The 25,804-nt window shown below is 43.5% G+C and carries 21 protein-coding genes; 19 read left to right on the forward strand and 2 right to left on the reverse strand.

Features of this window, described 5'->3' with window-relative positions:
- From mfd to nth, 8 genes are all read left to right on the forward strand, one after another.
- Positions 1 to 3,564, forward strand: coding sequence for a transcription-repair coupling factor (gene mfd / locus ASU35_RS15675; protein ID WP_058353919.1), 3,564 nt, complete (start codon positions 1 to 3; stop codon positions 3,562 to 3,564).
- Positions 3,551 to 4,537: a peptidylprolyl isomerase gene (locus ASU35_RS15680; protein WP_058353920.1), complete on the forward strand. Its 987-nt coding sequence runs from the start codon at positions 3,551 to 3,553 to the stop codon at positions 4,535 to 4,537. Before mfd ends, ASU35_RS15680 begins: the two co-directional genes overlap by 14 nt.
- 60 nt (positions 4,538 to 4,597) lie before the next feature.
- Positions 4,598 to 5,377: an ABC transporter ATP-binding protein gene (locus ASU35_RS15685; protein WP_058353921.1), complete on the forward strand. Its 780-nt coding sequence runs from the start codon at positions 4,598 to 4,600 to the stop codon at positions 5,375 to 5,377.
- Positions 5,374 to 6,588 carry an ABC transporter permease gene (locus ASU35_RS15690; RefSeq protein ID WP_058353922.1) on the forward strand — a complete coding sequence of 405 codons (1,215 nt, stop codon included), beginning with the start codon at positions 5,374 to 5,376 and terminating at the stop codon, positions 6,586 to 6,588. Before ASU35_RS15685 ends, ASU35_RS15690 begins: the two co-directional genes overlap by 4 nt.
- 65 nt (positions 6,589 to 6,653) lie before the next feature.
- Positions 6,654 to 8,771: a glycoside hydrolase family 13 protein gene (locus tag ASU35_RS15695; protein ID WP_083504345.1), complete on the forward strand. Its 2,118-nt coding sequence runs from the start codon at positions 6,654 to 6,656 to the stop codon at positions 8,769 to 8,771.
- A 15-nt stretch (positions 8,772 to 8,786) separates the two neighbouring features.
- Positions 8,787 to 8,963, forward strand: a complete 177-nt coding sequence (locus ASU35_RS19445) for a hypothetical protein (RefSeq protein ID WP_156059451.1) — start codon at positions 8,787 to 8,789, stop codon at positions 8,961 to 8,963.
- Between the two features lie 19 nt (positions 8,964 to 8,982).
- Positions 8,983 to 10,740 carry a B12-binding domain-containing radical SAM protein gene (locus ASU35_RS15700; RefSeq protein WP_058353948.1) on the forward strand — a complete coding sequence of 586 codons (1,758 nt, stop codon included), beginning with the start codon at positions 8,983 to 8,985 and terminating at the stop codon, positions 10,738 to 10,740.
- Positions 10,741 to 10,769: 29 nt separating this feature from the next.
- Positions 10,770 to 11,414: an endonuclease III gene (gene nth, locus ASU35_RS15705; RefSeq protein WP_058353923.1), complete on the forward strand. Its 645-nt coding sequence runs from the start codon at positions 10,770 to 10,772 to the stop codon at positions 11,412 to 11,414.
- 67 nt (positions 11,415 to 11,481) lie between these two features.
- Here the strand turns inward: nth and ASU35_RS15710 are convergent, their stop codons facing one another.
- Positions 11,482 to 12,099, reverse strand: coding sequence for a hypothetical protein (locus tag ASU35_RS15710; RefSeq protein WP_058353924.1), 618 nt, complete (start codon positions 12,097 to 12,099; stop codon positions 11,482 to 11,484).
- Between the two features lie 294 nt (positions 12,100 to 12,393).
- Between ASU35_RS15710 and ASU35_RS15715 the strand changes: the two genes are divergently transcribed.
- From ASU35_RS15715 to ASU35_RS15750, 8 genes are read left to right on the forward strand one after another with little or no spacing between them, the layout of a single operon-like run.
- Positions 12,394 to 13,896 (forward strand): VanW family protein, encoded by a 1,503-nt coding sequence (locus tag ASU35_RS15715; RefSeq protein ID WP_058353925.1) that lies wholly within the window; start codon positions 12,394 to 12,396, stop codon positions 13,894 to 13,896.
- Positions 13,871 to 14,977 carry an AIR synthase family protein gene (locus tag ASU35_RS15720; protein WP_341417473.1) on the forward strand — a complete coding sequence of 369 codons (1,107 nt, stop codon included), beginning with the start codon at positions 13,871 to 13,873 and terminating at the stop codon, positions 14,975 to 14,977. Before ASU35_RS15715 ends, ASU35_RS15720 begins: the two co-directional genes overlap by 26 nt.
- Before the next feature lie 3 nt (positions 14,978 to 14,980).
- Entirely contained in the window at positions 14,981 to 15,472 is a 492-nt protein-coding gene (locus tag ASU35_RS15725) for an Lrp/AsnC family transcriptional regulator (RefSeq protein WP_058353926.1), read from the forward strand.
- Positions 15,469 to 16,638 carry an aminotransferase class I/II-fold pyridoxal phosphate-dependent enzyme gene (locus ASU35_RS15730; RefSeq protein WP_058353927.1) on the forward strand — a complete coding sequence of 390 codons (1,170 nt, stop codon included), beginning with the start codon at positions 15,469 to 15,471 and terminating at the stop codon, positions 16,636 to 16,638. Before ASU35_RS15725 ends, ASU35_RS15730 begins: the two co-directional genes overlap by 4 nt.
- A 45-nt stretch (positions 16,639 to 16,683) precedes the next feature.
- Positions 16,684 to 17,154: a chemotaxis protein CheX gene (locus ASU35_RS15735; RefSeq protein ID WP_058353928.1), complete on the forward strand. Its 471-nt coding sequence runs from the start codon at positions 16,684 to 16,686 to the stop codon at positions 17,152 to 17,154.
- A gap of 35 nt (positions 17,155 to 17,189) precedes the next feature.
- Positions 17,190 to 17,690, forward strand: a complete 501-nt coding sequence (locus ASU35_RS15740; RefSeq protein ID WP_058353929.1) for a tRNA (cytidine(34)-2'-O)-methyltransferase — start codon at positions 17,190 to 17,192, stop codon at positions 17,688 to 17,690.
- 17 nt (positions 17,691 to 17,707) lie between these two features.
- On the forward strand, positions 17,708 to 19,087 hold the full coding sequence (locus ASU35_RS15745; RefSeq protein ID WP_058353950.1) for an aminopeptidase: 1,380 nt from the start codon (positions 17,708 to 17,710) through the stop codon (positions 19,085 to 19,087).
- Between the two features lie 28 nt (positions 19,088 to 19,115).
- The gene (locus ASU35_RS15750) at positions 19,116 to 20,120 is read left to right on the forward strand and encodes an XdhC family protein (protein WP_058353930.1); all 1,005 of its coding nucleotides are present in this window, start codon (positions 19,116 to 19,118) and stop codon (positions 20,118 to 20,120) included.
- A 131-nt stretch (positions 20,121 to 20,251) separates the two neighbouring features.
- On the opposite strand, the gene ASU35_RS15755 is transcribed toward ASU35_RS15750, so the two are convergent.
- Positions 20,252 to 20,728, reverse strand: a complete 477-nt coding sequence (locus ASU35_RS15755; RefSeq protein ID WP_058353931.1) for a MarR family winged helix-turn-helix transcriptional regulator — start codon at positions 20,726 to 20,728, stop codon at positions 20,252 to 20,254.
- 284 nt (positions 20,729 to 21,012) lie between these two features.
- On the opposite strand from ASU35_RS15755, the gene ASU35_RS15760 reads away from it, so the two are divergent.
- Genes ASU35_RS15760 through ASU35_RS15770 form a run of 3 tightly spaced genes read left to right on the forward strand, consistent with a single transcriptional unit; the run spans position 21,013 to position 25,370 of the window.
- Positions 21,013 to 22,206 carry a MalY/PatB family protein gene (locus ASU35_RS15760; protein WP_242861303.1) on the forward strand — a complete coding sequence of 398 codons (1,194 nt, stop codon included), beginning with the start codon at positions 21,013 to 21,015 and terminating at the stop codon, positions 22,204 to 22,206.
- A 32-nt stretch (positions 22,207 to 22,238) separates the two neighbouring features.
- Positions 22,239 to 23,936, forward strand: a complete 1,698-nt coding sequence (locus ASU35_RS15765; protein WP_058353932.1) for an FAD-dependent oxidoreductase — start codon at positions 22,239 to 22,241, stop codon at positions 23,934 to 23,936.
- Between the two features lie 36 nt (positions 23,937 to 23,972).
- Complete coding sequence (locus ASU35_RS15770; protein ID WP_058353933.1) at positions 23,973 to 25,370, forward strand: cation:dicarboxylate symporter family transporter; 1,398 nt, start codon at positions 23,973 to 23,975, stop codon at positions 25,368 to 25,370.
- The last annotated feature ends 434 nt before the right edge of the window (positions 25,371 to 25,804 follow it).

The raw sequence follows: 25,804 nt of genomic DNA on the forward strand, positions 1-25,804 counted from the left end.
ATGAAAACGTTATTAGAACCATTAAAGGAATTAAATGAATTTATTGGAGCGAGGAGGAATCTGCTAAAAAAGCAGACACCGATACAGCTTTCCGGCTGTATCGATTCCCAGAAGAGCCATGTTATCTGTGGATTGGGTAAGGACTATCCCTACCGGATAATTATTACCTACAGTGAGCTAAAGGCAAAGGAAATCTTTGAGGACTATAAGCTGTATGACAGAGAGGTATTTCTCTATCCGGCAAAGGACGTCATTTTCTACAGTGCGGATATTCACGGAAATGCCATAGTACGGGAGCGACTTCGCCTTTTACGGCGGCTGATAGAAAAAAAGCCGGCAACGATTATCATGACGCTGGATGGTGGCATGGATCGTCTGCTTCCCCTGGAATTTCTGGCAGAAAAGGTCATAGCCGTAAAGGAAGCAGATATTATTGATTTGGAGCAGATAAAAAAGGATCTTCTGCAGCTGGGCTATGAACGCTGCGGACAGGTGGAAGGACCAGGGCAGTTCGCTGTCAGAGGAGGAATTATAGATATCTTCCCGCTGACAGAGGAGTGTCCTTATCGTATTGAACTTTGGGATGATGAAATCGATACGATTCGTTCCTTTGATGTAGAGAGCCAGCGCTCCATAGAAACGGTACCGGAGCTTTCCATCTATCCGGCATCTGAGATTATCATGGATGAAGAAACCCTCGCAAGAGGTCTGACAGCCATTGAAAAGGACAAGGAGGCTTATGTTAAAAAGCTTCGTGAGGAAGGAAAGCTTGAGGAGGTCCGTCGGATTAAGGATATCATAGGTGAATTTAAGGAAACCATGGATATTTACAGTGGTTCTATGGGACTGGAAAGCTATATCCGCTATTTTTATGAGAATACCGTGTCCTTTTTTGATTATTTTACGGAAGAAAATGCCGTATTTTTCCTGGATGAGCCACTGCGGGCTGCTGAGAAGGGAGAAGCGGTAGAGCTTGAATTCCGGGAAAGTATGACGGGGCGTATTGACAAAGGCTATATCCTGCCGGGACAGATGGATGTCATCTTTTCTTATAAGGAGCTGTTTGGACGGCTTTCTACAAGACGTCTGGTACTGTTAAATACCATGGACATTAAACTTAAGGACTTCCCTGTAAAGGAGCAATTAAGCTTTACGGTAAAATCGGTAAATCCTTATAACAATAATTTTGAACTGCTGGTAAAGGATTTGGAACAGTTTCATAAAAAGGGCTATCGGGTACTTCTTTTGTCCGGCTCCCGGACGAGGGCTGTACGTCTCAGCAAGGATTTACGGGATTATGATTTAAATGTATTTTACAGTGATGATATGGAAAAAATGCTGCAGGGTGGACAGACTATGGTGACCTATGGAAGCCTGCACCGCGGCTTTGAATATCCCCTTATCAAGCTGGTAGTGATTTCCGAAAGTGATATTTTTGGAGCAGAAAAAAAGAAGCGGAAAAAGAAAAAGGCCGCTTATGAGGGTTCGCGAATACACAGCTTTACTGATTTAAATGTAGGAGATTATGTGGTTCATGAAAACCATGGACTTGGCATCTACCGAGGTATTGAAAAAATCGAGGTAGATCAGGTGGTTAAGGACTATGTAAAGATTGAATATGGCGGAGGCGGTGTTTTATATATTCTGGCGACAGGACTGGAGGTATTGCAGAAATATGCCAGCTCTGAGGCTAAAAAGCCGAAGCTAAATAAGTTAAACTCTATTGAGTGGAAGAATACCAAGACAAGGGTTAAGGGTGCGGTAAAGGAAATCGCGAAGGAGCTGGTAGAGCTGTACGCAGATCGGCAGTCGAAGGAGGGATACCAGTTCAGTCCAGATACGGTATGGCAGAGGGAGTTTGAAGAGCTGTTCCCTTATGAAGAGACAGATGACCAGCTGAATGCTATCGAGGCAACGAAGAAGGACATGGAAAGTAGAAAAATCATGGACCGGTTAATCTGTGGAGATGTAGGCTATGGAAAGACGGAGATTGCCATTCGTGCAGCCTTTAAGGCAGTATCTGATGGAAAGCAGGTGGTATTTTTAGTACCGACAACGATACTGGCTCAGCAGCACTATAACACCTTCTCCCAACGGATGATGGATTTTCCAATCAGTGTGGATATGCTGTCCAGATTTCGGACACCGGCAGAGCAGAAAAAGACTCTGGAGCGGCTGAAAAAAGGACAGGTTGATATTCTTATCGGAACCCACCGGGTGCTTTCTAAGGATGTGGTATTCAAGAACCTGGGACTTTTAATTGTCGATGAGGAGCAGCGGTTTGGCGTTACCCACAAGGAAAAGATAAAGCAGATGAAAAAGGACGTAGATGTGCTGACCCTTTCTGCCACACCGATTCCAAGAACTCTGCACATGAGCCTGGTGGGTATCCGGGATATGAGCGTTTTAGAGGAGCCGCCGGTAGACCGTGTGCCGATACAGACCTATGTACTGGAGTACAACGATGAGATTATCCGCGAGGCCATCAACCGGGAGCTTGTAAGAGGCGGGCAGGTGTATTATGTATATAACCGAGTAAAAAATATAGATGAAACGGCGGCTGCCATAGCGAAGCTTGTACCAGAGGCAAATGTATCCTTTGCCCATGGCCAGATGAGCGAACGAGAGCTGGAAAAAATCATGTTCAGCTTCATAAATGGAGAAATTGATGTCCTGGTTTCAACAACGATTATTGAGACCGGCCTGGATATTTCCAATGTAAATACCATGATTATCGAGGATGCCGACCGGCTTGGTCTGTCCCAGCTATACCAATTAAGAGGCCGTGTGGGACGTTCCAGCAGGACTGCCTATGCCTTTCTTATGTATAAGCGGGATAAGATGCTTAAGGAGGTAGCAGAAAAGCGTCTGCAGGCGATTAAGGAGTTTACAGAGCTTGGCTCCGGCTTCAAGATTGCTATGCGGGATCTGGAAATCCGTGGTGCCGGCAATCTTTTAGGGGCAAAGCAGCATGGACATATGGAGGCTGTCGGCTACGACCTTTACTGTAAGATGTTAAATGAGGCTGTAAGGACTTTAAAGGGTGAGGATGTCATTACCGAGGAGTTTGAAACAAATGTGGATATTGATATGAGTGCCTATATTCCGCCAAGCTATATGAAGAGTGAGGCCCAGAAGCTGGATATGTACAAGCGAATTGCAGGAATTGAAAATAAAGAGGAATTCCTGGATATGCAGGAGGAGCTTTTAGATCGGTTTGGAGAGCTTCCGGCAGCGGTGAATAACCTTTTAAACATTGCTTTTATAAAGGCACTGGCTCATAGGGCGTATATCAAACAGATACTGCACCGGGGTTATCAGATTAAAATTTTTATGTACAATAAGGCAGCAGTGGACATTAACCGGATTCCGAAGCTTATTGAGAGCTATCAGGGGGCACTTAAATTTGTACCGGAGACTAATCCTTATTTTGCCTATGATTTAGCTTATAAAAATAAGAATTACAAGCTGGAGTCCTATGACTTTTTTGAGCAGCTGAAAAAGCTGATTGAGGCTGTTGAAGGGCTTTTAGAGAAACAGGAGGAAAACAGTGAAAAGAAATAGATGGATAATCATAGGGCTGGTTTTCTGTCTGCTGCTGACAGGCTGTGGCAGAAAAAAAGCCGGAGAAGAGGGAGCAAAGGAGATTTCAAAGGATGCAGTGATGATGGCTGTTGGTGAGGATAATGTATCAGCACAGGAGGCAATGGCCTATCTGTACCTCTTGAAGCAGCAGTATGAGGCCGGCATGGGAGAAGAAGTCTGGAGCTATCAGCTCAGTGAGGATAAGACACTGGAGGATTACGCCAGAGAGGCTGTAATATCGAATCTTACCCAGTTAAAGATTATGTGCCAGCAGGCGGCGAAAGAGGGCATAGAGCTGGATGAGGAGGAAAGCTATGAGGCAAAAAAGGCGGCACAGCAGATTATTAAGACTGCCGGCAAGGCAGATAGAGAGAGGTTTCGGCTGGAAGAAGAGGTTTTGACCAGGATCTATGCAGATAATACTCTGGCTGCAAAGCTTTTTGATGTAACGACGGGACAGGTAGATACGAATATTACAGATGAAGAGGCAAGGCAGATTACAGTGCAGTATCTTCTGGTTAGTACAGGGGATATGGACAAGGCACAGAAGGAAGTGGCAAGAGAGCAGGCTGAAAAGCTTTTAAAGGAGGCAAAAAAGGCTTCCAGCTTCTTGAATTTTGCAACAACAAACAGTGACTCGGAAGAGATAGAGCTGACCTTTGGAAGGGAGCATTTGCCAGAAGGATTTGGACAGGAAGCGATGGAGCTAAGGACGGGAGAGTTTAGTCCAGTTATCGAAGGGGAAAAGGGCTATTACATTGTTTACTGTATTGCTGATTTCGATGAGGATGCAACAACAAACAGGAAGGAAGTCATCATTGAAGAACGCAGAGACAAGCTGTTCCGGGAAAAATATAAGGAATGGTCAGAAAACTATAAGGTGGTAATCAGCACAGCTCTTTGGGATGAACTTTTATTCACACCGAAAAACGCATTATCCAAGCAGAACTAATTGCCAAATGAAAGAAGATGGCATACAATAGAGCCAACGTAAGAAGGGAGGAATTGCTGTATGATTCAAATTCAGAATCTGACAAAGGTATATAAGCTTACTAAAAAGCAGATGGCAAAGCAGAAAACAAAGAAGAACAGTAAGGTGGCTGTCGATGATGTAGGCTTTACAGCAAACAAGGGAGAGATCTATGGACTTTTGGGCCCGAATGGAGCCGGAAAAACAACAACTCTCCGATGTATAGCAACACTTCTACAGCCAACGAAGGGAACGATTTCCGTCTGTGGACATGATACGATAAAGGAATCTGAGGCAGTCAGGAAAAGCATTGGTTTCCTGACAACGGATATTAAGCTGGATCCGCAGTTTTCACCAAAGTATATGTTTTATTTCTTTGGGCGGCTTCATGGTATGACGGATGATGCTATTGAGGCAAGAAAAGAGGAGTTATTTTCCTATTTTGGAATTACTGAGTTTGAAAACAAGAAAATTGAGGAATTATCTACCGGTATGAAGCAGAAGGCGGCTATAGCAGTCAGTCTGGTTCATGACCCGGAGGTAGTTATTTTTGATGAACCGACGAATGGTCTGGATATTGTAACAGCTCGTGGAGTGACAGAGTATTTAAAGAAGCTCCGCGAGGAAGGAAAGCTGGTACTGATTTCTACCCATATTATGACAGAGGCAGAAAAGCTTTGTGATAGGATTGGTATTATTATTAGCGGTCAGAAGGTTATGGAGGGTACCCTTTCCGAGATTTTAGAGGCAACCGGCGGCGAGGATCTGGAGGATGCATTCTTCCATTTGTATCAGGAGTACAGTAAGGAGGAAGAAGAATGAAAAATCCAATTATGATTGTAATGAATAAGGAGCTTACCAGGGTCTTTAGCGATAAAAAGATGGTATTTAGCCTGTTTATCATGCCAGCGATTTTGATGGTTGGAATCTATTCCTTTATGGGTAAGGCTATGAACAGTATGATGGATGATATCAAGGAGCATGTAGCTAAAATTTATGTGGAAAACGCACCGGAAGGCTTTTCTGATTTTATTGGACAAAGTGGGATAATAGCGGATATTCAATATGCAAAGGATGAATCCGAAGAGGAAGTTAAGAACATGATTTTTGATGGGACTCTGGATTTGTATGTTGTATTTGAAGAGAATTTTCTTAATAAGGTAGCAGATTATCAGAATGGCAGTGAGGTGCCGGAACTTAAGACCTATTATAATCCTTCCGAGGACTATAGTAACGAGGCCAGAGATAAGTTTTTAAAGCTTGTAGCAGAGCCTTACCGGCAGGCACTTTTAGCAGAGAGGATAGGTGATTTAAACAGTCTTGCGATATTTGTTATAGATAAGGATCCGGCAAGCTCTGTTATTATGGATGAGAGCAAAGCCAGCGGCAAGATGATGGGTATGCTTTTGCCATATTTGATTGTAATTCTTTTATTTACCGGACCTATGAGCCTGGGAATTGATGCAATCACAGGGGAAAAGGAAAGAGGAACCCTGGCCAGTATGCTGGTATCTCCGGTAAAACGAAGCCAGATTGTGCTCGGAAAGCTTTTGTCCTTGTCCATACTTTCCTGCCTGTCAGCCATTGTATATGCAGGCTCTATTGCCTTTTCCCTGCCAAAGCTCTATAAAGGTATGGAGGAAAGCGGCATGACAATGAAGGTAACTCCGCTGCAAATACTGATGCTCCTGGTGATTATGCTGGCACTGGTATATTTGTATGTATCAGTTGTGGGTGCTATTTGTGTATTTGCTAAAAATGCAAAGGAGGCAGGAACCTATGTGTCTCCGGCCTATATTGTGGTTTTAGTGGCAGGTGTGCTTACCATGTTTGCAGGAAATAAGGAAACTGCCCTTGGAATGTTTGCTATTCCGGTATATGGAAGTGCAACAGCGATTCAGAAGCTTCTGGTAAATGAGCTGACGATGGTCCAGTTTGGACTGGCGGTTGGAGGAAGCCTTCTTGCGGCAGTTATCTTTACAGCGATTATAACAAAAGCCTTTAACAGTGAAAAGGTTATGCTGAATGCTTAGTTTACAAAATGTGACCGGTGCTATATAATAGACAGGTAAGTTTATGTATAGGAGCCGGTCATATTATGTATACAAAGAATTATTTTTTTAAGCTTTCAAAAAATGAAAGAATACAAATATATGCAAATCATGTAGTGCCACTATTAAATGAAAAGGCCCTGTTCAGTGATGGAACGAGTGAATACCGCCAGCCAGCGGAACCCAAGCCCTATGATATGGTAAAGCTTCGTTTTCGTACCGGGAAGGATAATGTGGATTTTGTTTATCTGATAGCTGGGGATAAACGGATTCCGATGAAAAAGGTTTCCGATGACTGGTATTTTGATTATTATGAAGCAGAGATTCAGGTAACAGAAAAGCGTCTGAACTATTATTTTGAAATAATTACGGGAACCTTAGTCTGCTATTATAACAGACTTGGTATTTCCCGAAAGGCTGATATATCCCAGGGCTTTTTTATTCTGCCGGGCTTTAAAACTCCGGATTGGGCAAAAGGGGCCGTTTTTTATCAGATTTTTGTAGACCGTTTTTTTAATGGAGATAAAAGTAACGATGTAAAGAGCGGGGAATACAGCTATATTGGTGAACAGGTAGAGCGGGTGGATGACTGGACGAAGCCGCCGGCCTTTATGGGTGTCCGGGAGTTTTATGGCGGAGATTTAAGAGGTATTATTAAGAAGCTGGATTATCTTGAAGAGTTGGGAGTTGATGTCCTGTATCTCAATCCGATTTTTGTTTCTCCGTCCAATCATAAATATGACATTCAGGATTATGATTATGTAGATCCGCATTATGGGGAAATTGTCCGGGAGGAAGGCGAGCTTTTAAAGCCAGGAGAGCAGAACAATGAGCATGCCTCTCTTTATCGCAGCCGTGTGACTGACAGAGAAAATCTGGAGGCAAGTAACGAGGTATTGAAGGAGCTGGTAGAGGAGCTTCACAAGAGGAACATGTATCTTGTGCTGGATGGTGTCTTTAACCACTGTGGTTCCTTTAATAAGTGGATGAACCGGGAAAAGCTCTACCAGACAGAGGACGGCTATGAAAAGGGTGCTTTTATAGCAGCGGATAGCCCTTACAGAAACTATTTTGGCTTTCGCAAGGAAGCCTGGCCGGATAATACCCATTATGATGGCTGGTGGGGACATGATACTCTGCCGAAGCTCAATTATGAAAATTCGGAGAAGCTAAAGGAGGAAATACTGCGGATTGCTAGAAAGTGGGTTTCTCCGCCGTTTTCTGTAAATGGATGGCGGCTGGATGTGGCGGCAGACCTGGGGTATTCCTTAGAATATAATCATGCCTTCTGGAAGGAATTTAGAACCCAGGTAAGAGAGGTGAATCCAGAGGCGATTATCCTGGCAGAACACTATGGAGACCCAAGTGTGTGGCTGCAGGGTGATGAGTGGGATACGGTCATGAACTATGATGCTTTTATGGAGCCAGTTACTTGGTTTTTAACAGGTATAGAAAAGCACAGCGATAATGAAAATCTAGAGCTTAAGGGTAATGCAGATGCCTTCTGGAGGGCTATGAATTACAATATGGCACGAATGAATACGCCATCGATGCAGGTGGCGATGAATGAGCTTTCGAATCACGACCATTCCCGGTTTTTAACCAGAACAAATGGAAAGATTGGAAGGGTTTCCCACCTTGGCTATGCCGCAGCTAGCGAGGATATTAATAAAGGACTTTTCCGGGCAGCCGTTGTGATGCAGATGACCTGGCCGGGAGCACCGACCATTTATTATGGAGATGAAGCTGGACTATGCGGCTTTACTGATCCGGATAACCGCCGTACCTATCCGTGGGGCCGGGAGGATCACGAGCTGATTGAGCTTCACCGGGAGCTGATCCGGATTCACAAGGACTATACGGCACTGAAAACAGGATCTATTTTAAAGCTAAATGGAGAGCCGGGCTTTATCGCTTATGGCCGTTTGTATAAAAAAGAGAAAATCATAATCGCGGTTAATGAAAGCCGTGATAGGAAGGAAGCCGTGATACCGGCCTGGCAGCTGGGAGTCAAGGATGATGAGACTCTGGTGCGGCTGATTGAAACGGATGAGGAAGGACACAGCCTGGAAGCTGAGAACTTTCATACGGAAGAGGGTATGCTTACTCTTTGGATGAAGCCGGTGTCAGCAGTCATTATTAAAAACTTAATGACTTATCAGTAAAGGCAGGAGGAGAAAATGTTAGATTATATCATAGAGCAGACAAAAAAGCTTCTTTCGATTGACAGCCCATCCGGCTATACAAGAGAGGCAGCAGAATATGTAATGGAAGAACTCAGAAGCATGGGCTATGAAAGAAGCCATAAGGAGGGCGTGGACAATACCTTCCGGCTTTTGAAGGCCTATCTGGGATAGTGTGGAAAAGGGAAATCGTATGAAGGTACTTTTAACAGCAGTTAATGCAAAATATATTCATTCTAATCTGGCAGTGTACTCCTTGTGTAGTTATGCTGCCAATCAGGGTGAGTCTGTAGAATATGCAGAGTATACCATTAATCATCAGGAGGAAGATATTCTCGCCGGGATTTATAAGAAGAAGCCGGAGATAATAGCTTTCTCCTGTTATATTTGGAATATTGCTATTATTGACCGGGTAGCGGCAGAGCTTAAGAAGGTGCTGCCGGAGTGCGAGATATGGTATGGCGGGCCGGAGGTGTCCTATAACCCTTTGGAGCAGCTGGATAAGAAACCGTTTCTTTCTGGTGTCATGGTTGGCGAGGGGGAAGAAACTCTGACAGAGCTTTTGAAAGTGTGGAAGCAAGGCGGCAGCTTAGAGGCTGTGAAAGGAATTGCCTTCCGAAGGACTTTAGAAAACAGTATAACAGAGCCCTTTTTTACAGGAGTAAGAAAGCCTCTTCCTCTGGATGAGATACCTTTTCCCTATAAGAGCCTTAAAAACCTGGAAAACCGGATTGTGTATTATGAAAGCAGCCGGGGATGTCCGTATTCCTGCAGCTATTGTCTGTCCTCTGTCGAAAAGGGAATCCGTCTTAGAAGCCTTTCCCTAGTAAAGGAGGAGCTTTCCTTTTTTATTGGGAACCGGGTACCCCAGGTCAAATTTATTGATAGAACCTTTAACTGCAATCATGCCCATGCAATGGCTATCTGGCAGTTTATTAAGGAAAAGGATAAGGGCGTAACAAATTTCCATTTTGAAATATCGGCAGACCTCCTTAAGGAGGAAGAGATTACATTTTTAAATACCCTGCGTCCGGGGCTGGTACAGTTAGAAATCGGGGTGCAGAGCATCCATGGAGAAACGATACAGGCAATTAACCGGGTGATGGATTTAGATAAGCTCGCCTTTGCGGTACAGGGTGTAAAAAAGGGGAAAAATATTCATCAGCATCTGGATTTAATTGCCGGACTTCCTTATGAGGATATTAAAACCTTTCAAAAATCCTTTGATTTTGTCTACCGATTAAAGCCGGAGCAGCTACAGCTGGGATTTTTAAAGGTGTTAAAGGGAGCCAGGATGGAAAAGGAAGCAAAAGAATACGGGCTTATCTATCAGTCCAGACCGCCCTTTGAGGTGCTTCAGACCAAATGGCTTTCCTATGATGATGTACTGACCCTAAAACAGATAGAAGAAATGGTCGAAATTTATTATAACAGTGGACAGTTTGAGGCAAGCCTTGGCTTTCTGGAGCATTATTATCCTTCCCCTTACAGCTTTTTCGGGGAGCTTGGTGCTTACTACGAGGAAAAGGGGCTGTATCAGGTGAACCATAAGAGGGTGGCACGCTATGAGATTCTATTAGATTTTATCCGGGAGAAAAAGCCGGAGCTTTCAGGGACTATGGCAGAGCTTTTGACCTATGATTTGTATATTCGGGAGAACTTAAAGAGCCGTCCGGCCTTTATGAAGGATATGGGAGAGCATAAGGAGGAGCTTCGGAAAATACTGGAGGAGGAGTCTCAAAAACCAAAGCTACTTTCCGGCTATGAGGGCATACAGCCAGGACAGCTGGGAAGAATGGTACACGGTGAGTGGTTTGCATTTAATATAGAAGAAGCGGTAAGGACAGGAAAACCGGGAACGAAGGGGCAGTGGCTTCTGTTTGATTATCAGAAAAGAAATCCCCTGAACCATCAGGCTTTTGTCATCTGTGCAAAAGTAGCGGAAGCTTGAGAATGTTGTTTTTGAAAGGAAGGAATCATATGAGAAAAGCAGAAAAGGAACGGGTGCAGAAAATTCTCAATTTGCTGGATGAGCATTATACAACGGAGTACAAGTGTTATCTAAATCATGAGACACCATGGCAGCTTTTGATTGCTGTTATTTTAAGTGCCCAGTGTACCGATGCCAGAGTCAATATTGTAACCAAGGACTTATTCGTGAAATATCCGACACTGGAGGCCTTTGCTAATGCAGATACAAAGGAAATGGAACAGGATATCCGCTCTATCGGTTTTTATAAGAATAAGGCAAGGAATATTATTTTATGTGCAAGACGGCTGGTACAGGAGTTTAACGGCGAGGTGCCAAGCTCTATAGAAGAGCTTACGAGCCTTGCGGGAGTTGGGCGAAAAACAGCAAATGTCATCCGGGGCAATATTTACCATGAACCAAGTATTGTCGTGGATACCCATGTAAAGCGGATTTCAAGGAAGCTTGGCTTTACAAAGGAGGAGGATCCGGAAAAGATTGAATACGATTTGATGAAGGTGCTTCCGGAGGATCATTGGATTTTGTATAATATACAGATTATTACCCACGGCAGGGGCATCTGTACCGCCAGAAGCCCGAAATGTGGGGAATGCTTTCTGCGTGAATACTGTAAGGCAGCAGAAGTGGAAAAATAAGAAAAAATTTCCTGAAAAAAATGCTTGCATAATGAAGAAAGCGTTGGTAAAGTATAGTAATAGGCCGTTATTGGCCTGCAAGCTTTGCCTTCAATTTTTGGATAATAGAATCCTTCATGAGGGTAGGAAGCTTTTCAACGGTCAGTATCAGTCCGGCTACATCCTCGGTTCGGTACTCTCTAAGATAGATATCGGCGAGCATGGTATAGATACCGCTGATATCCGTCTGGCAGGAAACGGCATATTCAAGGACAGTCTGGGCCTTTCTTGTTTCGCCATGCTCTAAAAGGTAGGAGGCCCATTTGTAGAGAGTGCGGGCAAGCTGGGTAAATCTCTGGTCACACTGGGAAACCAGAGGCAGGTTGGCTGTACCATAGGCAAGCTTGATATCCGTATTGGTAAGACCTGTCAGATTGAGAAGCCGTTCTTTGGAAAGGGCTTTAATGGTATCCTGGATTTCCTGAAGCTCTTCATCCGGATTTTCCTGGAAAGGAAGGGTATCGACTGGTATTTTGAGGTATTCAATGGTATCCGGGTCCACGCGGCGGGTCATATTGGCTTTGCGTTCCCGTTCCCAGAAGTCCTCACTGGCCTTACTTTTTTTCTTTGCAGCACTCATTTTGAGGCTGAATACGACAAGAAAAACAACAGTAAATGAAAAAATAAGATATGAAATTGATGACATAACAACATCCTTTCTATAATAAAGTGAAAAGAGGTAAAAAACATGAATTTTAACAGTAACAAAACAAAAAAAATTATTTCCAGAGTTATTATCCTTGTTCTCGTAGCAAGCATGATAATTCCAGTTCTATTAAGTGCCTTGATGTAAAAGGAAACTCTACATAAACTATACAAAATGACAGGAAAAATGTCAAATTTTAGAAAGAAAAGCAGGTATTTGGACTTGCATAATTGGAAACTTGTGTTAAAATGGAAAATAGTCTGAAAAACAGAGATTTAAAGGGGACTTAGAAAAATGAAAATTAAGAAATACCTGCCTGCTACGTTGATTACGTTAAGTATTCTTGCGGTGATTACTTTTGTAGCAACGACTGTGCTGGCAAAAAAGAACGATAATACTATCTGTGAGGGTATCTATATCAATTCCGTTGATGTCGGTGGTATGACAAAGGAGCAGGCGGAAGAAGCGGTAGGTGCTTATCTGGAGGAGTTAGAAAGCCGTACTCTGACAGTGGCGATAGATAAACATACAGTGAAGATTACCTTAAGAGAGCTGGGGCTTGTAGCGGAGGAGAATGAAGTTGTAGAAGAGGCTGCAAACATCGGAAAGACAGGCAATTTTATTAAGAGATATAAGGAAATTAAGAATTTGGAGAACCAGAGATTGGATCTTAGCATTCCAATCCATTTGGATAAGACTCTGGTAGAGAACTTTGTAACAGAGAAATGCTCTGCTTTTGACATTCCGGCAGAGAATGCCTCTCTGAAAAGAGAAAATGGTGTTTTTGTTGTTGGAGAGGATAAAACAGGCCGTAAGGTAGTAGCAGACGAGACCGTTGGAAAAATTGTGGCGAGAGTTGAAAAGGACTGGGATTATCAGGATATTTTCATGGAGGCAGTTGTTATGGATGAAGAGCCTGAGTTCCCAAAAGAGGTTGTAGAGCTTTGCAAGGATAAGCTGGGAAGCTTCTCTACAACCTATGCTACTTCTTCCGCTTCCAGAGCAAATAACCTGGCAAACGGAGCAAGACTTATTAATGGCTCAATTATCTGGCCGGGTGAGACCTTTTCTACTGGCGGAACTCTTTCTCCTATCACCGCAGAAAATGGCTATTCCATGGCAGGTGCTTATCAGAATGGACAGGTGGTTGACAGCATCGGCGGTGGCGTATGCCAGGTAGCGACCACTCTCTACAATGCAGCTTTGCTAGCTGAGATTGAGATTGCAGAGAGGAGTAATCATTCCATGATTGTAGGCTATGTTGAACCATCCATGGATGCAGCGATTGCAGGCACCTATAAGGATTTAAAGCTCAAGAATAATACAGATGTACCACTTTATATTGAAGCTGCTACAGTAGGCCGTACGATTACCTTTACTATTTATGGACATGAGACAAGAGATACTGTAAACCGTAAGATTGAGTATGTTTCCAAGGTGCTTAAGGTTATTGACCCTGGTAAGGAAAAGATTACCGAGGATCCTACAAAGCCTACAGATTACAGAGTAGTTACCCAGTCTGCACATAAGGGCTACCAGGCAGAGCTTTGGAAGGTTGTTTACGAAAATGGTGTTGAGGTTAGCAGAGAAAAGGTAAATTCAAGCTCCTATGCTGCGGAGCCGGCTTATGTAACTGTCGGTACGAAGGAAGAGGATGAGGAGAAGGATAAAGACAAGAAAAAAGACAAGGATAAGAATAAGAACGATAAGACTGACAAAGCAGAAGAGGAGACACCAGAGGAATCCGAAGAACCGGAGGAAACTCCTTCCGATGAGGACGTTGAAACAGAAGAATAACAGGATTTATGAAGAGAGGTTGCCAAAGGCTGCGGCAGCCTCTTTTTGGAACAATATTAGAGCAGCAGAGTGTGGAGGCAGTAGTATGGAAGTTGGGAAAATACCGGAAAATGTATTGAAACGGTCTGTATTTAAGCAGATTTGCCATAGAAGACCGGAGGTTTTGGTGACTCCGGGAATTGGACGGGACTGTGCTGTATTTGCAGCGGGAGAAGAGGATGCGATTGTTATGTCGACAGATCCGATTACCGGTACAGCAAGTGAAATCGGCACTCTGGCAGTACATATTACTGCCAATGATATTGCCAGCAGCGGAGCAGAGCCGATTGGTATTATGCTGAGTGTGATTTTGCCAAAGGGTGCAAAGGAAGCAGAGCTTAAGCAAATGATGAAGGACGTAGAAGCGGCCTGTGCTCAGCTTGACATCGAGGTTATGGGCGGACATACGGAGGTGAGCCGTGCCGTAAATCAGCCAATTGTTACGGTAACCGGCGTTGGAAGGATAAAAAAAGACAGGATTATGACGGTCAGTGATTTAAAGCCTTCTCAGGAGCTGGTTATGACAAAATGGGCAGGACTTGAGGGTACGGCGATTTTAGCAGCCGATATGGAGGAAAAGCTAAGGACACGTTATCCCCTTGATTTGATAGAATCTGCCAAAGGGATGATAGAGTATATTTCTGTAGTAGAGGAAGCCAAAATTGCCAGAGAGCACGGTGCTGTGGCGATGCATGATATTACAGAGGGCGGTGTGTTTGGAGCCCTTTGGGAGATGGCAGCAGCTTCGGATGTGGGACTTTGTGTGGATTTAAAAAAGATACCCCTTCGTCAGGAAACGGTGGAAATCTGTGAATTTTTTGATTTAAATCCCTATATGCTGATATCCAGCGGCTGTATGCTGATGGCGGCAGACCATGGGAACGAGCTGGCAGAGGCACTTCAGCAGGCGGGGATACCGGCTGCTGTGATTGGAAGGGTAACAGCCGGTCATGACCGGGTGATTATAAATGAAGATGAACGGCGTTTTCTAGAGCCGCCAAAGACGGACGAGCTTTATAAGGCCTATCAAGAGAGGAGCTAAGACATGGAAAAGAGAGTTAAGATTCTAAATACGATTTCAAAAAACAGCCGGTATACCACCGATGAGCTGGCGGTTATGCTGGGCTTTTCAAAGGAAGAGATAGAGGCAGAGCTTGCTGCCATGGAACAGGAGGGGATTATCTGTGGATATCCTACCCTGATTAACTGGGACAATGTGGATTGTGAGAAGCTGACTGCCCTGATTGAAGTAAAGGTTACTCCTCAGAGAGGCCAGGGCTTTGAAAAAATTGCAGAGCGGATTTATAAATTTGATGAGGTTGAAAGCGTATACCTGATGAGCGGTGGTTTTGACTTGACTGTTATGATTGTCGGTCGTAATATGCAGGAGATTTCTAATTTCGTATGGAATAAGCTGGCTCCGCTGGAGGCGGTACAGAGTACGGCGACCTTCTTTGTATTAAAGAAATACAAGGAGTATGGTATGGCACTGGTAGATAGCGTAAAAGAAGATGAAAGGCAGTTGATTACCCCATGAGAGACCCTTTGTCCAAGACAATTAAGGAAGTAAAGCCATCTGGCATTCGTAAATTTTTTGATATTGTAAGTGAAATGAAGGACGCGATTTCCCTGGGTGTGGGTGAACCGGATTTTGATACTCCGTGGCATATCCGGGAGGAGGGTATTTATTCTCTGGAAAAGGGACGTACCTTTTATACCTCCAATGCCGGACTTAAGGATTTAAAGATTGAAATCAGCAAATATCTGGCACGCAGATTTGACCTTCATTATGACTATAACCATGAGATTTTTGTAACTGTAGGAGGCAGTGAGGCCATTGATGTGGCTCTTCGTGTTATGGTAGATCCGGGAGATGAGGTTTTGATACCGGAGCCATGCTATGTATCCTATCTGCCTTGCGTACAGCTGGCCTATGGTGTTCCGGTGACGATTGAGCTTCAGGAGAAGAATCAGTTTAAGCTGACCAAGGAAGAGCTTCTGGCGGCGATTACCGATAAGACCAAGATTTTAGTAATGCCGTTTCCAAATAACCCGACGGGGGCTGTTATGACCCGGGAGGAGCTTCAGGAGATTGCCGATGTCGTTATTGAAAAGGATTTGTTTGTTATTTCAGATGAGATTTACGCTGAGCTTACCTATAGTGGAGAACACTGTTCCATTGGCTCCCTGCCGGGGATGAAGGAGAGAACAATTGTAATCAATGGCTTTTCTAAATCCTTTGCGATGACCGGCTGGCGTCTTGGCTATGCTGCCGGACCGGAGAACATTATTAGCCAGATGGTCAAGGTGCATCAGTTTGCCATTATGTGTGCTCCGACAACCAGCCAATATGCAGCAGTAGAGGCTTTGCGTAACGGTGCGGCAGATGTGGAGCGGATGAAGAGTGCCTATGACCAGCGGCGGCGCTTTTTGATAGAACGCTTTAAGGAAATGGGACTGGACTGCTTTGAGCCTTTTGGAGCCTTTTATGTATTCCCGAGTATTAAAAAGTTTGGCATGACCTCAGAGGAATTTGCGACTCGCCTTCTGCAGGAGGAAAAGGTGGCTGTTGTACCGGGAACTGCCTTTGGAGAATGTGGCGAGGGCTTTGTTCGTATTTCTTATGCTTACTCCATTGAAAATCTTAAAATTGCTCTGGAGAGAATGGAACGCTTTATCAGAAATCGCTTGTCGGGAAACTAAAGGTGTGGTAAAATTTTAAGGAAGACAAGTTAGGAGGGTACATAGATGGCAGGAATGAATGCGGATCACATTAATCCGTTTTTGATTGCAGGAACACAGGTTTTAAAAAATATGTGCTTTGTAGATGCCCAGATTGGTAAGCCCTATCTGAAGGATGCTACATTTACCAGTGATACGCTGGTAATTATTATCGGTGTAACCGGTGAGATGCGTGGACAGGTTATGATTGCCTTTGAGAATTCAGTTGCCTGTGATATCGCCTCCAAGATGTGTATGATGCCGATTACTCAGTTAGATGAGCTGTCTACCAGTGCAATCTGTGAGCTGGGCAATATGATTATGGGAAATACTGCCACGGTATTTTCAACTAAGGGCATTGGTATTGATATTACACCGCCGACGGTATGTACTGGTGATGTTGCCTTTACGACAGGCTTTGCAAAGAATATCTGTATTCCGATAATTTATGACGGAGATAAGACGATAGAATTTAATATAGCATTAAAGGGTGATTGAGTATCACCCTTTTTAGTGAGAAAGAGGATTTTATTATGCTGAATGTTGTACTTCATGAGCCGGAGATTCCAGCAAATACAGGCAATATCGGCCGTACCTGTGTAGCAGCAGGTGCAAGGCTTCATTTGATTGAGCCTCTGGGCTTTCGGATTGGAGAAAAGGAGCTAAAGAGAGCCGGACTGGATTATTGGGATAAGCTGGATGTGAGGGTTTATGATAATTTTGACGATTTTTTAGAGAAAAACCCGGGAGCCAAAATTTATATGGCAACAACAAAGGCACAGAAAACCTATGCCGAGGTGTCCTATGAGGAAGACTGCTATATTATGTTTGGCAAGGAAAGTGCGGGTATACCAGAGGAAATTCTGGTAGAGCATGAGGATACGGCAATCCGTATTCCTATGATTGGGGACATCCGTTCGCTAAACCTGTCTAACTCCGTAGCGATTGTTGTATATGAAGCCCTGCGGCAGCATGGTTTTGAGCATATGAATATCGAGGGGCATTTGCACCGGCTTCAATGGAAGAATTTATAGAAAGTGAGGATAAGATAATGGAAAAAGAAGTTGTATGGAATAACTATACAAAAAAGGATAAGACAGAGCTTGAGAAGCTTGCAAAGGGATACCGTGAGTATCTGGATAAGGGTAAAACAGAAAGAGAATGTGTAACGGAATCTGTAAAGCTGGCGGAAGCTAAGGGCTATGTTAATCTCGAGGAGGTTATTGCTTCAGGAAAGAAGCTGAAGGCTGGAGATAAAGTATATGCCATATGTATGAAAAAGGCAGTTGCCCTGTTTAATCTGGGAAGCAGGTCTATGGAAGATGGTATGGCCATCCTGGGAGCTCACATTGACTCCCCAAGAATGGATTTAAAGCAGAATCCATTATATGAGGACACAGGACTTGCATTTTTGGATACCCATTATTATGGTGGAATTAAGAAATATCAGTGGGTTACGATTCCACTGGCAATCCATGGTGTTGTTGCAAAAAAAGACGGTACCGTGGTGGATGTGGTTATTGGTGAGGATAAGAATGACCCGGTATTTTGTGTAACAGACCTTTTAATTCACCTGTCCGGTGAGCAGATGGAAAAGAAGGGAGCTAAGGTTGTTGAGGGTGAGGCCCTGGATATTCTCTTTGGAAGCATCCCGTTAAAGGGTAAGGAAAAGGATGCGGTAAAGGAAGGCGTACTGGCAATCCTGAAGGAAAAATATGATATGGAGGAGGATGACTTCCTGTCTGCAGAGCTGGAGGTTGTACCGGCAGGTGAAGCAAGAGATTGTGGTATCGATAAGAGTATGGTTATCGGCTATGGTCAGGATGACAGAGTGTGTGCTTATACCTCCTTAGTAGCGATGTTAGAGGTGGAAAAGACAGAGAAAACTACCTGCTGTCTTTTAGTAGATAAAGAGGAAATCGGTAGTGTAGGTGCTACTGGAATGCAGTCCCGTTTTTTTGAAAATACAGTAGCAGAGATTTTAGACCGTATGGGTCAGTTTAGCGAGCTTTCTTTAAGAAGATGTTTGTCAAACTCACGGATGCTTTCCTCCGATGTAAGTGCTGCTTATGATCCGGCTTATGCTTCTGTGTTTGAAAAGAAGAATACCGCTTATTTTGGAAAGGGTATTGTATTTAACAAATATACCGGTGCAAGAGGAAAGTCCGGGTCCAACGATGCGAATGCAGAGTATTTAGGACGTATCCGTCAGATGCTAGAAAAGCATAAGGTTGCTTTCCAGACCTCAGAGCTTGGCAAGGTAGATGCAGGCGGCGGCGGAACCATTGCTTACATCATGTCCTTATATGGCATGGAGGTTATTGATAGCGGGGTAGCTGTACTTAGCATGCATGCACCTTGGGAGGTTACCAGTAAGGCAGACCTTTATGAGGCTAAGAAGGGCTATGCAGCTTTCTTAAAGGAAGCGTAATAGATAAGGTATAAGGAGTTAAGGGGATATGTTTTTAGAGGTGTTAGAAAAAAATAAGAGAAAAAGTATAGTAACTGCAGTAGTGGCAGAAGGTGAGCATCAGGGGTACCGCTGTATCCTGGCAGATGGCGAAGTGGTATATGAGGATGCTCCGGGTTTTTCGGAGCTTATCGAGAGGATGAGAGATATAACGGAAACCTGCTACCAGGAAATCGGCACGGAAAGGGTCTTTTTTGAGGTGTTGAGCCAGAGTCCAAGGCTGGTTATCTGTGGCGGCGGACATGTTGCCCTGTCGATTGTAAGACTGGCAAAGCTTCTGCATATCAGGGTTACGGTAATCGAAGACCGCCCGATGTTTGCAAATCAGGCAAGGCAGGCCCAGGCCGATGAGGTAATCTGTGATTCCTTTGAGCATGCTTTGGAGAGCATCGAGGGCAATCCCGATACCTACTTTGTTATTGTAACCCGTGGCCATCGGTATGATAAGGTGTGCCTGGAGGCTATTTTAAATAAAACCTATGCCTATGTCGGAATGATGGGAAGCCGCTCCCGGGTACGGCTTTTAAAGCAGACTATGGCCAAGGAGGGCTTTTCGGAGGAGCAGCTTTTGGGCCTGCATGCACCGATTGGCCTGGACATCCACAGTGAAACGCCGGAGGAAATTGCAGTTTCTATTCTGGGTGAAATTATATCAGTAAAAAATGCAAAAAAACGCTCAGAAGGGTATTCGGATGAGATTTTAGAGGGACTTATGCAGCTGGGCCGTAAAGCACTGGCAACGATTGTTATGCGGAAGGGCTCTGCACCGCGGCAGATTGGCACGAAAATGTTGATTTTTGCGGATGGAACTGCTAAGGGCACTATCGGTGGAGGCTGTGCAGAGGCTGAGCTTATGAGAAAGGCCAGAGCACTACTTTCGGAGGAGGCACCAAAGCCGGCTCTGATACGGGTAAATATGACAAACCAGGATGCCGAGCAGGAAGGCATGGTTTGCGGCGGTATACAGGATGTATATGTTGAAATTGTAGAGTAAGAAAAAATTTTAGCAGCTATGAGAAAGTAACTCATAGCTGCTAAATTTTTTTCTAAACCAATCGGCTTACGAACATGCCCCCAAAAAAAGGTGTGGGTAGGACAACTTTTTTTGCAATGCCCTCCTTGCAGCTACGACTCAGATTTAAGAAGCTTAATATATTGATTGATAATCCGGTAAAAAGCGTCTAAATCAGCTTCACTACATTGCTCTATAAGGTGGGCATTAGTTTGGGTGATATCTGCCACATCATATGCCTTGTGGACATTGGAAAGACGTTTCCCTTTCTCTGTCACAAATAAACAGGCATTCTTTTCGTTGTTTTCCATATAACGCTTTTCTACATATCCACCTTCGATTAATTTTTTTATTGTCTGGGAGATGGCACTTTTACTTTTGTGCCACATTTTTGATAGTTGAGTGGCGGTGATGCCAGGTGAATCATCGATGGTAGTGAGAATATGAATCTCTATCATATTGTAGTTTTCTGCTTCATAGGTATGTTGAGCGTAGATGTAGTTGTGATATAAAATAACAAATTCGTACAGCATATCTGCACGGACGTTTAACTTGCGATAGGCACTGTCAAGCTCTGAAAAATAGTCCATATAGGTACAGACACTCCATTCTTTTATAATCCAATGTTTTAACGTATCTATCATAACACATATAAAAATGTGTTTCAAGATTTAAAATAAATACAAAATCAGGCAGATATATAAAATGGTTTATATACAAAACAATAGTAACAAAATTTCTAGCAAAATATTATTAAAAATGACTATTTTTGGTATTATATACGAGATATAATTGACAATAAATACAATGTACCATATAATATAGTTCACATGGTAAATAATATTGTAAATCAATAATTGAAAGGAAAGGTAGTATGAAAATGGATATTGTAAAATTCTGTTCGGAAAACTGTGTGGAGAGAAAAGGAACAGGTACCTTAAAGTGGGATTCCTGCAAAGAAACCTTCGGTTATGATGATATGTTACCTCTTTGGATTGCAGATATGGAGATTAAGTCTCCGGAATCCGCAAGAAAGGCACTGGCAGCAGCTGTTGAGCATGGTGTATTTGGTTATAATTTAAAAGGCACAGAATATTTTGAGGCTTTTTCTGCATGGCAGAAAAAACATCATGGGATTGACATGAAGATAGAGAATCTGCGGTATGCAACAGGTGTGGTTGGTTCCCTGTATGTAGCAGTTCAGACATATACACAGCCAGGGGACAGTGTTTTGATTTGTTCACCGGTGTATTATCCATTTTATGATGCAATCATTAACTCAGGAAGGAACTGCGTTACCTGTGAACTGGATAATCATGATGGTTACTACCTACTGGACTTCGAAAAATTTGAGAAGACGATTGTAGACAATGAGGTAAAAGAGTTTATTCTGTGCTCTCCGCACAACCCGGTAAGCCGTGTATGGTCTGAAGAAGAGCTGGATAAGATGTTTATGATTTGCCGGAGTCACGGAGTACTTGTGGTATCTGACGAGATCCATCAGGATTTTACCTATGACAGGAAGTTCTTATCTTCCTGTATGGTAAAGTTTGGTGCTTACAGAGATATGTTGGTTACCTTGAATTCTGGTTCCAAGACCTTCAATCTGGCTGGCCTGATTCATTCTCATGTTGTTATTTTTGATGAAAAGCTGATGGAGAAATACGATGCACACATTAAGGGAACCGGTTCACCGGAAACGAACCTGATGGGGATGGCCGGTCTGGCAGCAGCATTCCGCGGCGGTGAAGAGTGGCTTGAGAATGTGAAGGCTGTTGTCTTACATAACTATAATTACCTGACAGAGACTCTTGCCAGGGAAACTCCAAAGGTAGTAGTAACACCATTAGAGGGAACCTACTTAAGCTGGATTGACTTAAGAGCATATATGCCAGCAGAAAAGGTATCCGAGTTTGTTTGGAATCAATGCCGTCTTGCATGCGATGTGGGGGAATGGTTCAGCGTAAATGCATCGGGCTTCTTCCGCATGAATCTGGCAACGGATCCAAAGAATGTGATGGAAGCTGTATCAAGAATTGTTGAGAATCTCAACAAGGCAGAGATATAAAAGTATGAATGAATTAGAAAGGAAGTGAAAGCATGGGAAGACGAGTACTTGTAGTTGGAGGAGTTGCTGGTGGTGCTTCTGTAGCAGCTAGAATCAGACGTTTGGATGTTGAAGCATCTATTACCATCTTTGAGAGAGGAGAGCATGTATCATTCTCTAACTGTGCCCTTCCATACTATTTAAGCAGAACCGTAGAGGACAAGGACTATCTTGTGCTGATGACTCCGGAAGGCTTTAAGACTTCTTATGACATCGATGTGCGGGTTAACAGTGAAGTGTGCAGTATCAATCGTACTGACAAAACAGTCCATGTGAAGAACTGTATCACAGGAGAGGAATATGATGAGGGTTATGATGATCTGGTACTATCACCTGGTTCCTTTCCGATTCGTCCGAAATCTATCGCAGGAGTGATGCTCCCTCACGTATTTACGGTTCGTAATGTGACTGATATCGCAAAGCTGGATATGTATGTAAATTGTGAAAATGTCAGGAATATTGCAGTTATTGGCGGTGGTTTCATCGGTCTGGAAGTAGCAGAGAATCTGAAGGAGTCCGGCAAGAATGTTGCTATTGTAGAGGCAGCCCCTCAGGTAATGGCACCTTTTGATTATGACATGTGCCAGATTCTGGAGAAGGAACTTTATGATCGCGGTGTTAGGCTGATTGTAGGTGATGGTGTAAAGGCAATCACAGAAGAAAAGGTGATCCTGAATTCAGGAGCGGAGGTGGCTGCAGATGCAGTAGTATTGGCAATCGGAGTGCTTCCAGAGACTTCTCTGGCAAAGGATGCCGGTCTGGAGCTTGGTGAAACAGGGGCAATCAAGGTAACACCTGATTTTCGTACCAATGATCCTAACATTTATGCAGTGGGAGATGCCATTGAGGTATATCATCGTCTGACCCATAAACCGACAAAGCTTCCTTTGGCCGGCCTGGCTCTTCGCCAGGCAAGGACAGCTGCTGATGCAATGTATGGCATGAGAGGAAGAAACAATGGTGTAATAGGATCCTGTGCAGTCCGTGTATTCGAAATGAATGCGGCAGCAACAGGATTGAATGAGAGGACAGCTAAGGCAAATCAGATCTCCTGTGATTCTGTCTACACCATGTCTATGGATAAGGTAGGATTGATGCCGGGCAGTGCTCCCGTTCATTTTAAACTTGTATTTGAGGTACCTACTGGTAGAATCCTGGGAGCACAGGCTATCGGACACGGTAACGTGGACAAGCGTATTGATGTTATTGCAACCTTGATTGCAATGGATGGTACGCTGGAGGATCTGAAGGAACTGGAACTTTGTTATTCTCCGGTATTTGGTACGGCAAGAGATGTGGTTAACCTGGCAGCACTGGTTGGTCTGAATGTTTTGCATGGAGTGTTTAGACAGGTGCCTGTAAGTCAGGTCAGAGATTTGGTAGAGAGCGGGGCATATATCATTGATGTAAGAACCCCGGAGGAGTATGAATACGGTCATCTGATTGGGGCAGTCAATATCCCTCTTGGACAGCTGAGACAGCGTATTTCTGAGATACCTAAGGACAGACCGGTATATTTGCATTGCAGAACTAGCCAGAGAAGCTACAATGCAATTATGACATTAAAAGGTCAGGGTTTTGACAATATCTACAATATTTCCGGGTCATTTTTAGGAATCAGCTATTATGAATATTTTGCTGATGTGACAACAGGGCGTGACAAAATCGTTACAGAATATAATTTTATGTAGGCAAAATTTTTAACCAAAAGATAAAGGAGTATGAGTATGCAAAATGTATTTTTTCAAGAATTTTTAATGATTAGTGATGTAAGAACCATTGCTTTTCTGGTGGTTCTTGCAGGGCTGTTTTATCTGATCCATGTTTTGTACCATAAGAAACATATGGATTTTGCAGTGGTAGTTATGATTGGTACTGGTCTAGGCCTGGTTCTTGGCTTGACCATTCAGCTGGTTGCAGGCTTCCCGGATGCTCCAATGGAAGTTTCATTTGTGAAAGAGACCACCACATGGTTTGCAATGGTGGGGAGTGGCTATATCAATTTGATTAAGATGATTGTAGTTCCGTTGGTTATGATTTCTATCATGCAGGTTATCATAAACATGCAACAGGGCAATACTATGGGTAAGCTGGTTAAAAAGACTATTTTTGTTACTATGGGTATGGTTGCAGTCGCAGCTGTGATCGGCGTTGTAATCGGCTTGCTGTTTGGTGTCGGCAAAGGTGCTGCCTTAGTAGAGGACGGAACAGCAACAGCTAATGCAATTACTCCGGTTGCTACCACAATCAAAAACCTGATTCCTGGAAATATTGTTGGTGCAATGGTTGACAGCAATATTATCGGTCTTGTGATTTTCTCTGCTTTCCTTGGCTTAGCTATCTGGTGGATTAACCAGGAGAGTGCAGAGGCTGCAAAGCCATTATACGATATTATAAATGCAGCACATAAAGCAATGATCAATATGGCCTTGCTGATTCTGGATTATATGCCATGGGCTGTCATGGCACTGTTAGCCAATACCATTGCCCAGAGAGGTCTCTCTTCTATTCTTGAGGTTGGCAAATTTATTATTGCTCTGTATGTTGCAGCTGCGGTGCAGTTCATAATTCAGCTGGGTCTGCTGGCTGCGAATGGTTTGAATCCTGTTGTTTATTTGAAGAAGGCATATCCTACAATGCTGATGGCATTTACTTCTCGCTCCAGCGTTGGATGTCTGCCGATGACGATTGAAACATTGACCAAGAAGTTGGGTGTTGACCAGGGAACTGCAAGCTTTGTAGCTGGTTTTGGTACAACTGCTGGTATGCAGGGCTGTGCAGGTATTTTCCCATCTCTGCTCATCATCTATGTATGTAATATAACTGGTACTCCAATCGACGTTACCATGATTGTAATGACGATTTTCGTTGTAACCATCGGCTCCTTAGGTATCGCAGGCATTCCTGGTACGGCAACTATGGCGGCTTCTGTAGGTTTGTCTGGTGTCGGTATGGGTGCACACTTTGCAATGGTAAGCCCAATTCTGGCCATTGATCCAATTATTGATATGCCAAGAACAATGTTAAATGTAACAGGTTCTCTGACAAATGCAATCATTGTGGACAAGTCCATGGGGCATTTGAATGAGGAAAATTATAATGATATGAGGATGAACAAGCTGTAGGACAATAACGGAAGGCATTCGTTGAAATGAGTATGATGTTTAAGCTTACAAAATTTCTTGAGAATTATGTGGAAATAGATAAAAAAGTATTTGAAGGGGCTGTTGCAAAATAGATGAATAATCTATGGAGCATCAGCTCCCTTTTTGTGCTGTGTGTCCAGCGAAGCTGGACCACACTTGCTAAACACGGTGCGTTGCAGTAATACTAGAGTCTCGAAAGAGAGCAAACTGTCAGCGAAAGGTAAAAATGAAGTGTATAAGCTTGGCGAAGTCGGAGGGGAAGAGCATGTCATGATGACCATATGCAGAATGCCCAATTAAAGCCGGGATATAATGTTCAGATAGATGTAGACACCTTGTTATTTATTATAGAAAATAACGAACAAATGTTTTATATTTCTCTGTACATTTTAAAATGTTTGTGATAGAATTTG

The organism is Acetivibrio ethanolgignens, from assembly GCF_001461035.1.
In the GTDB taxonomy this organism is placed as follows: Bacteria; Bacillota; Clostridia; order Lachnospirales; family Lachnospiraceae; genus Velocimicrobium; species Velocimicrobium ethanolgignens.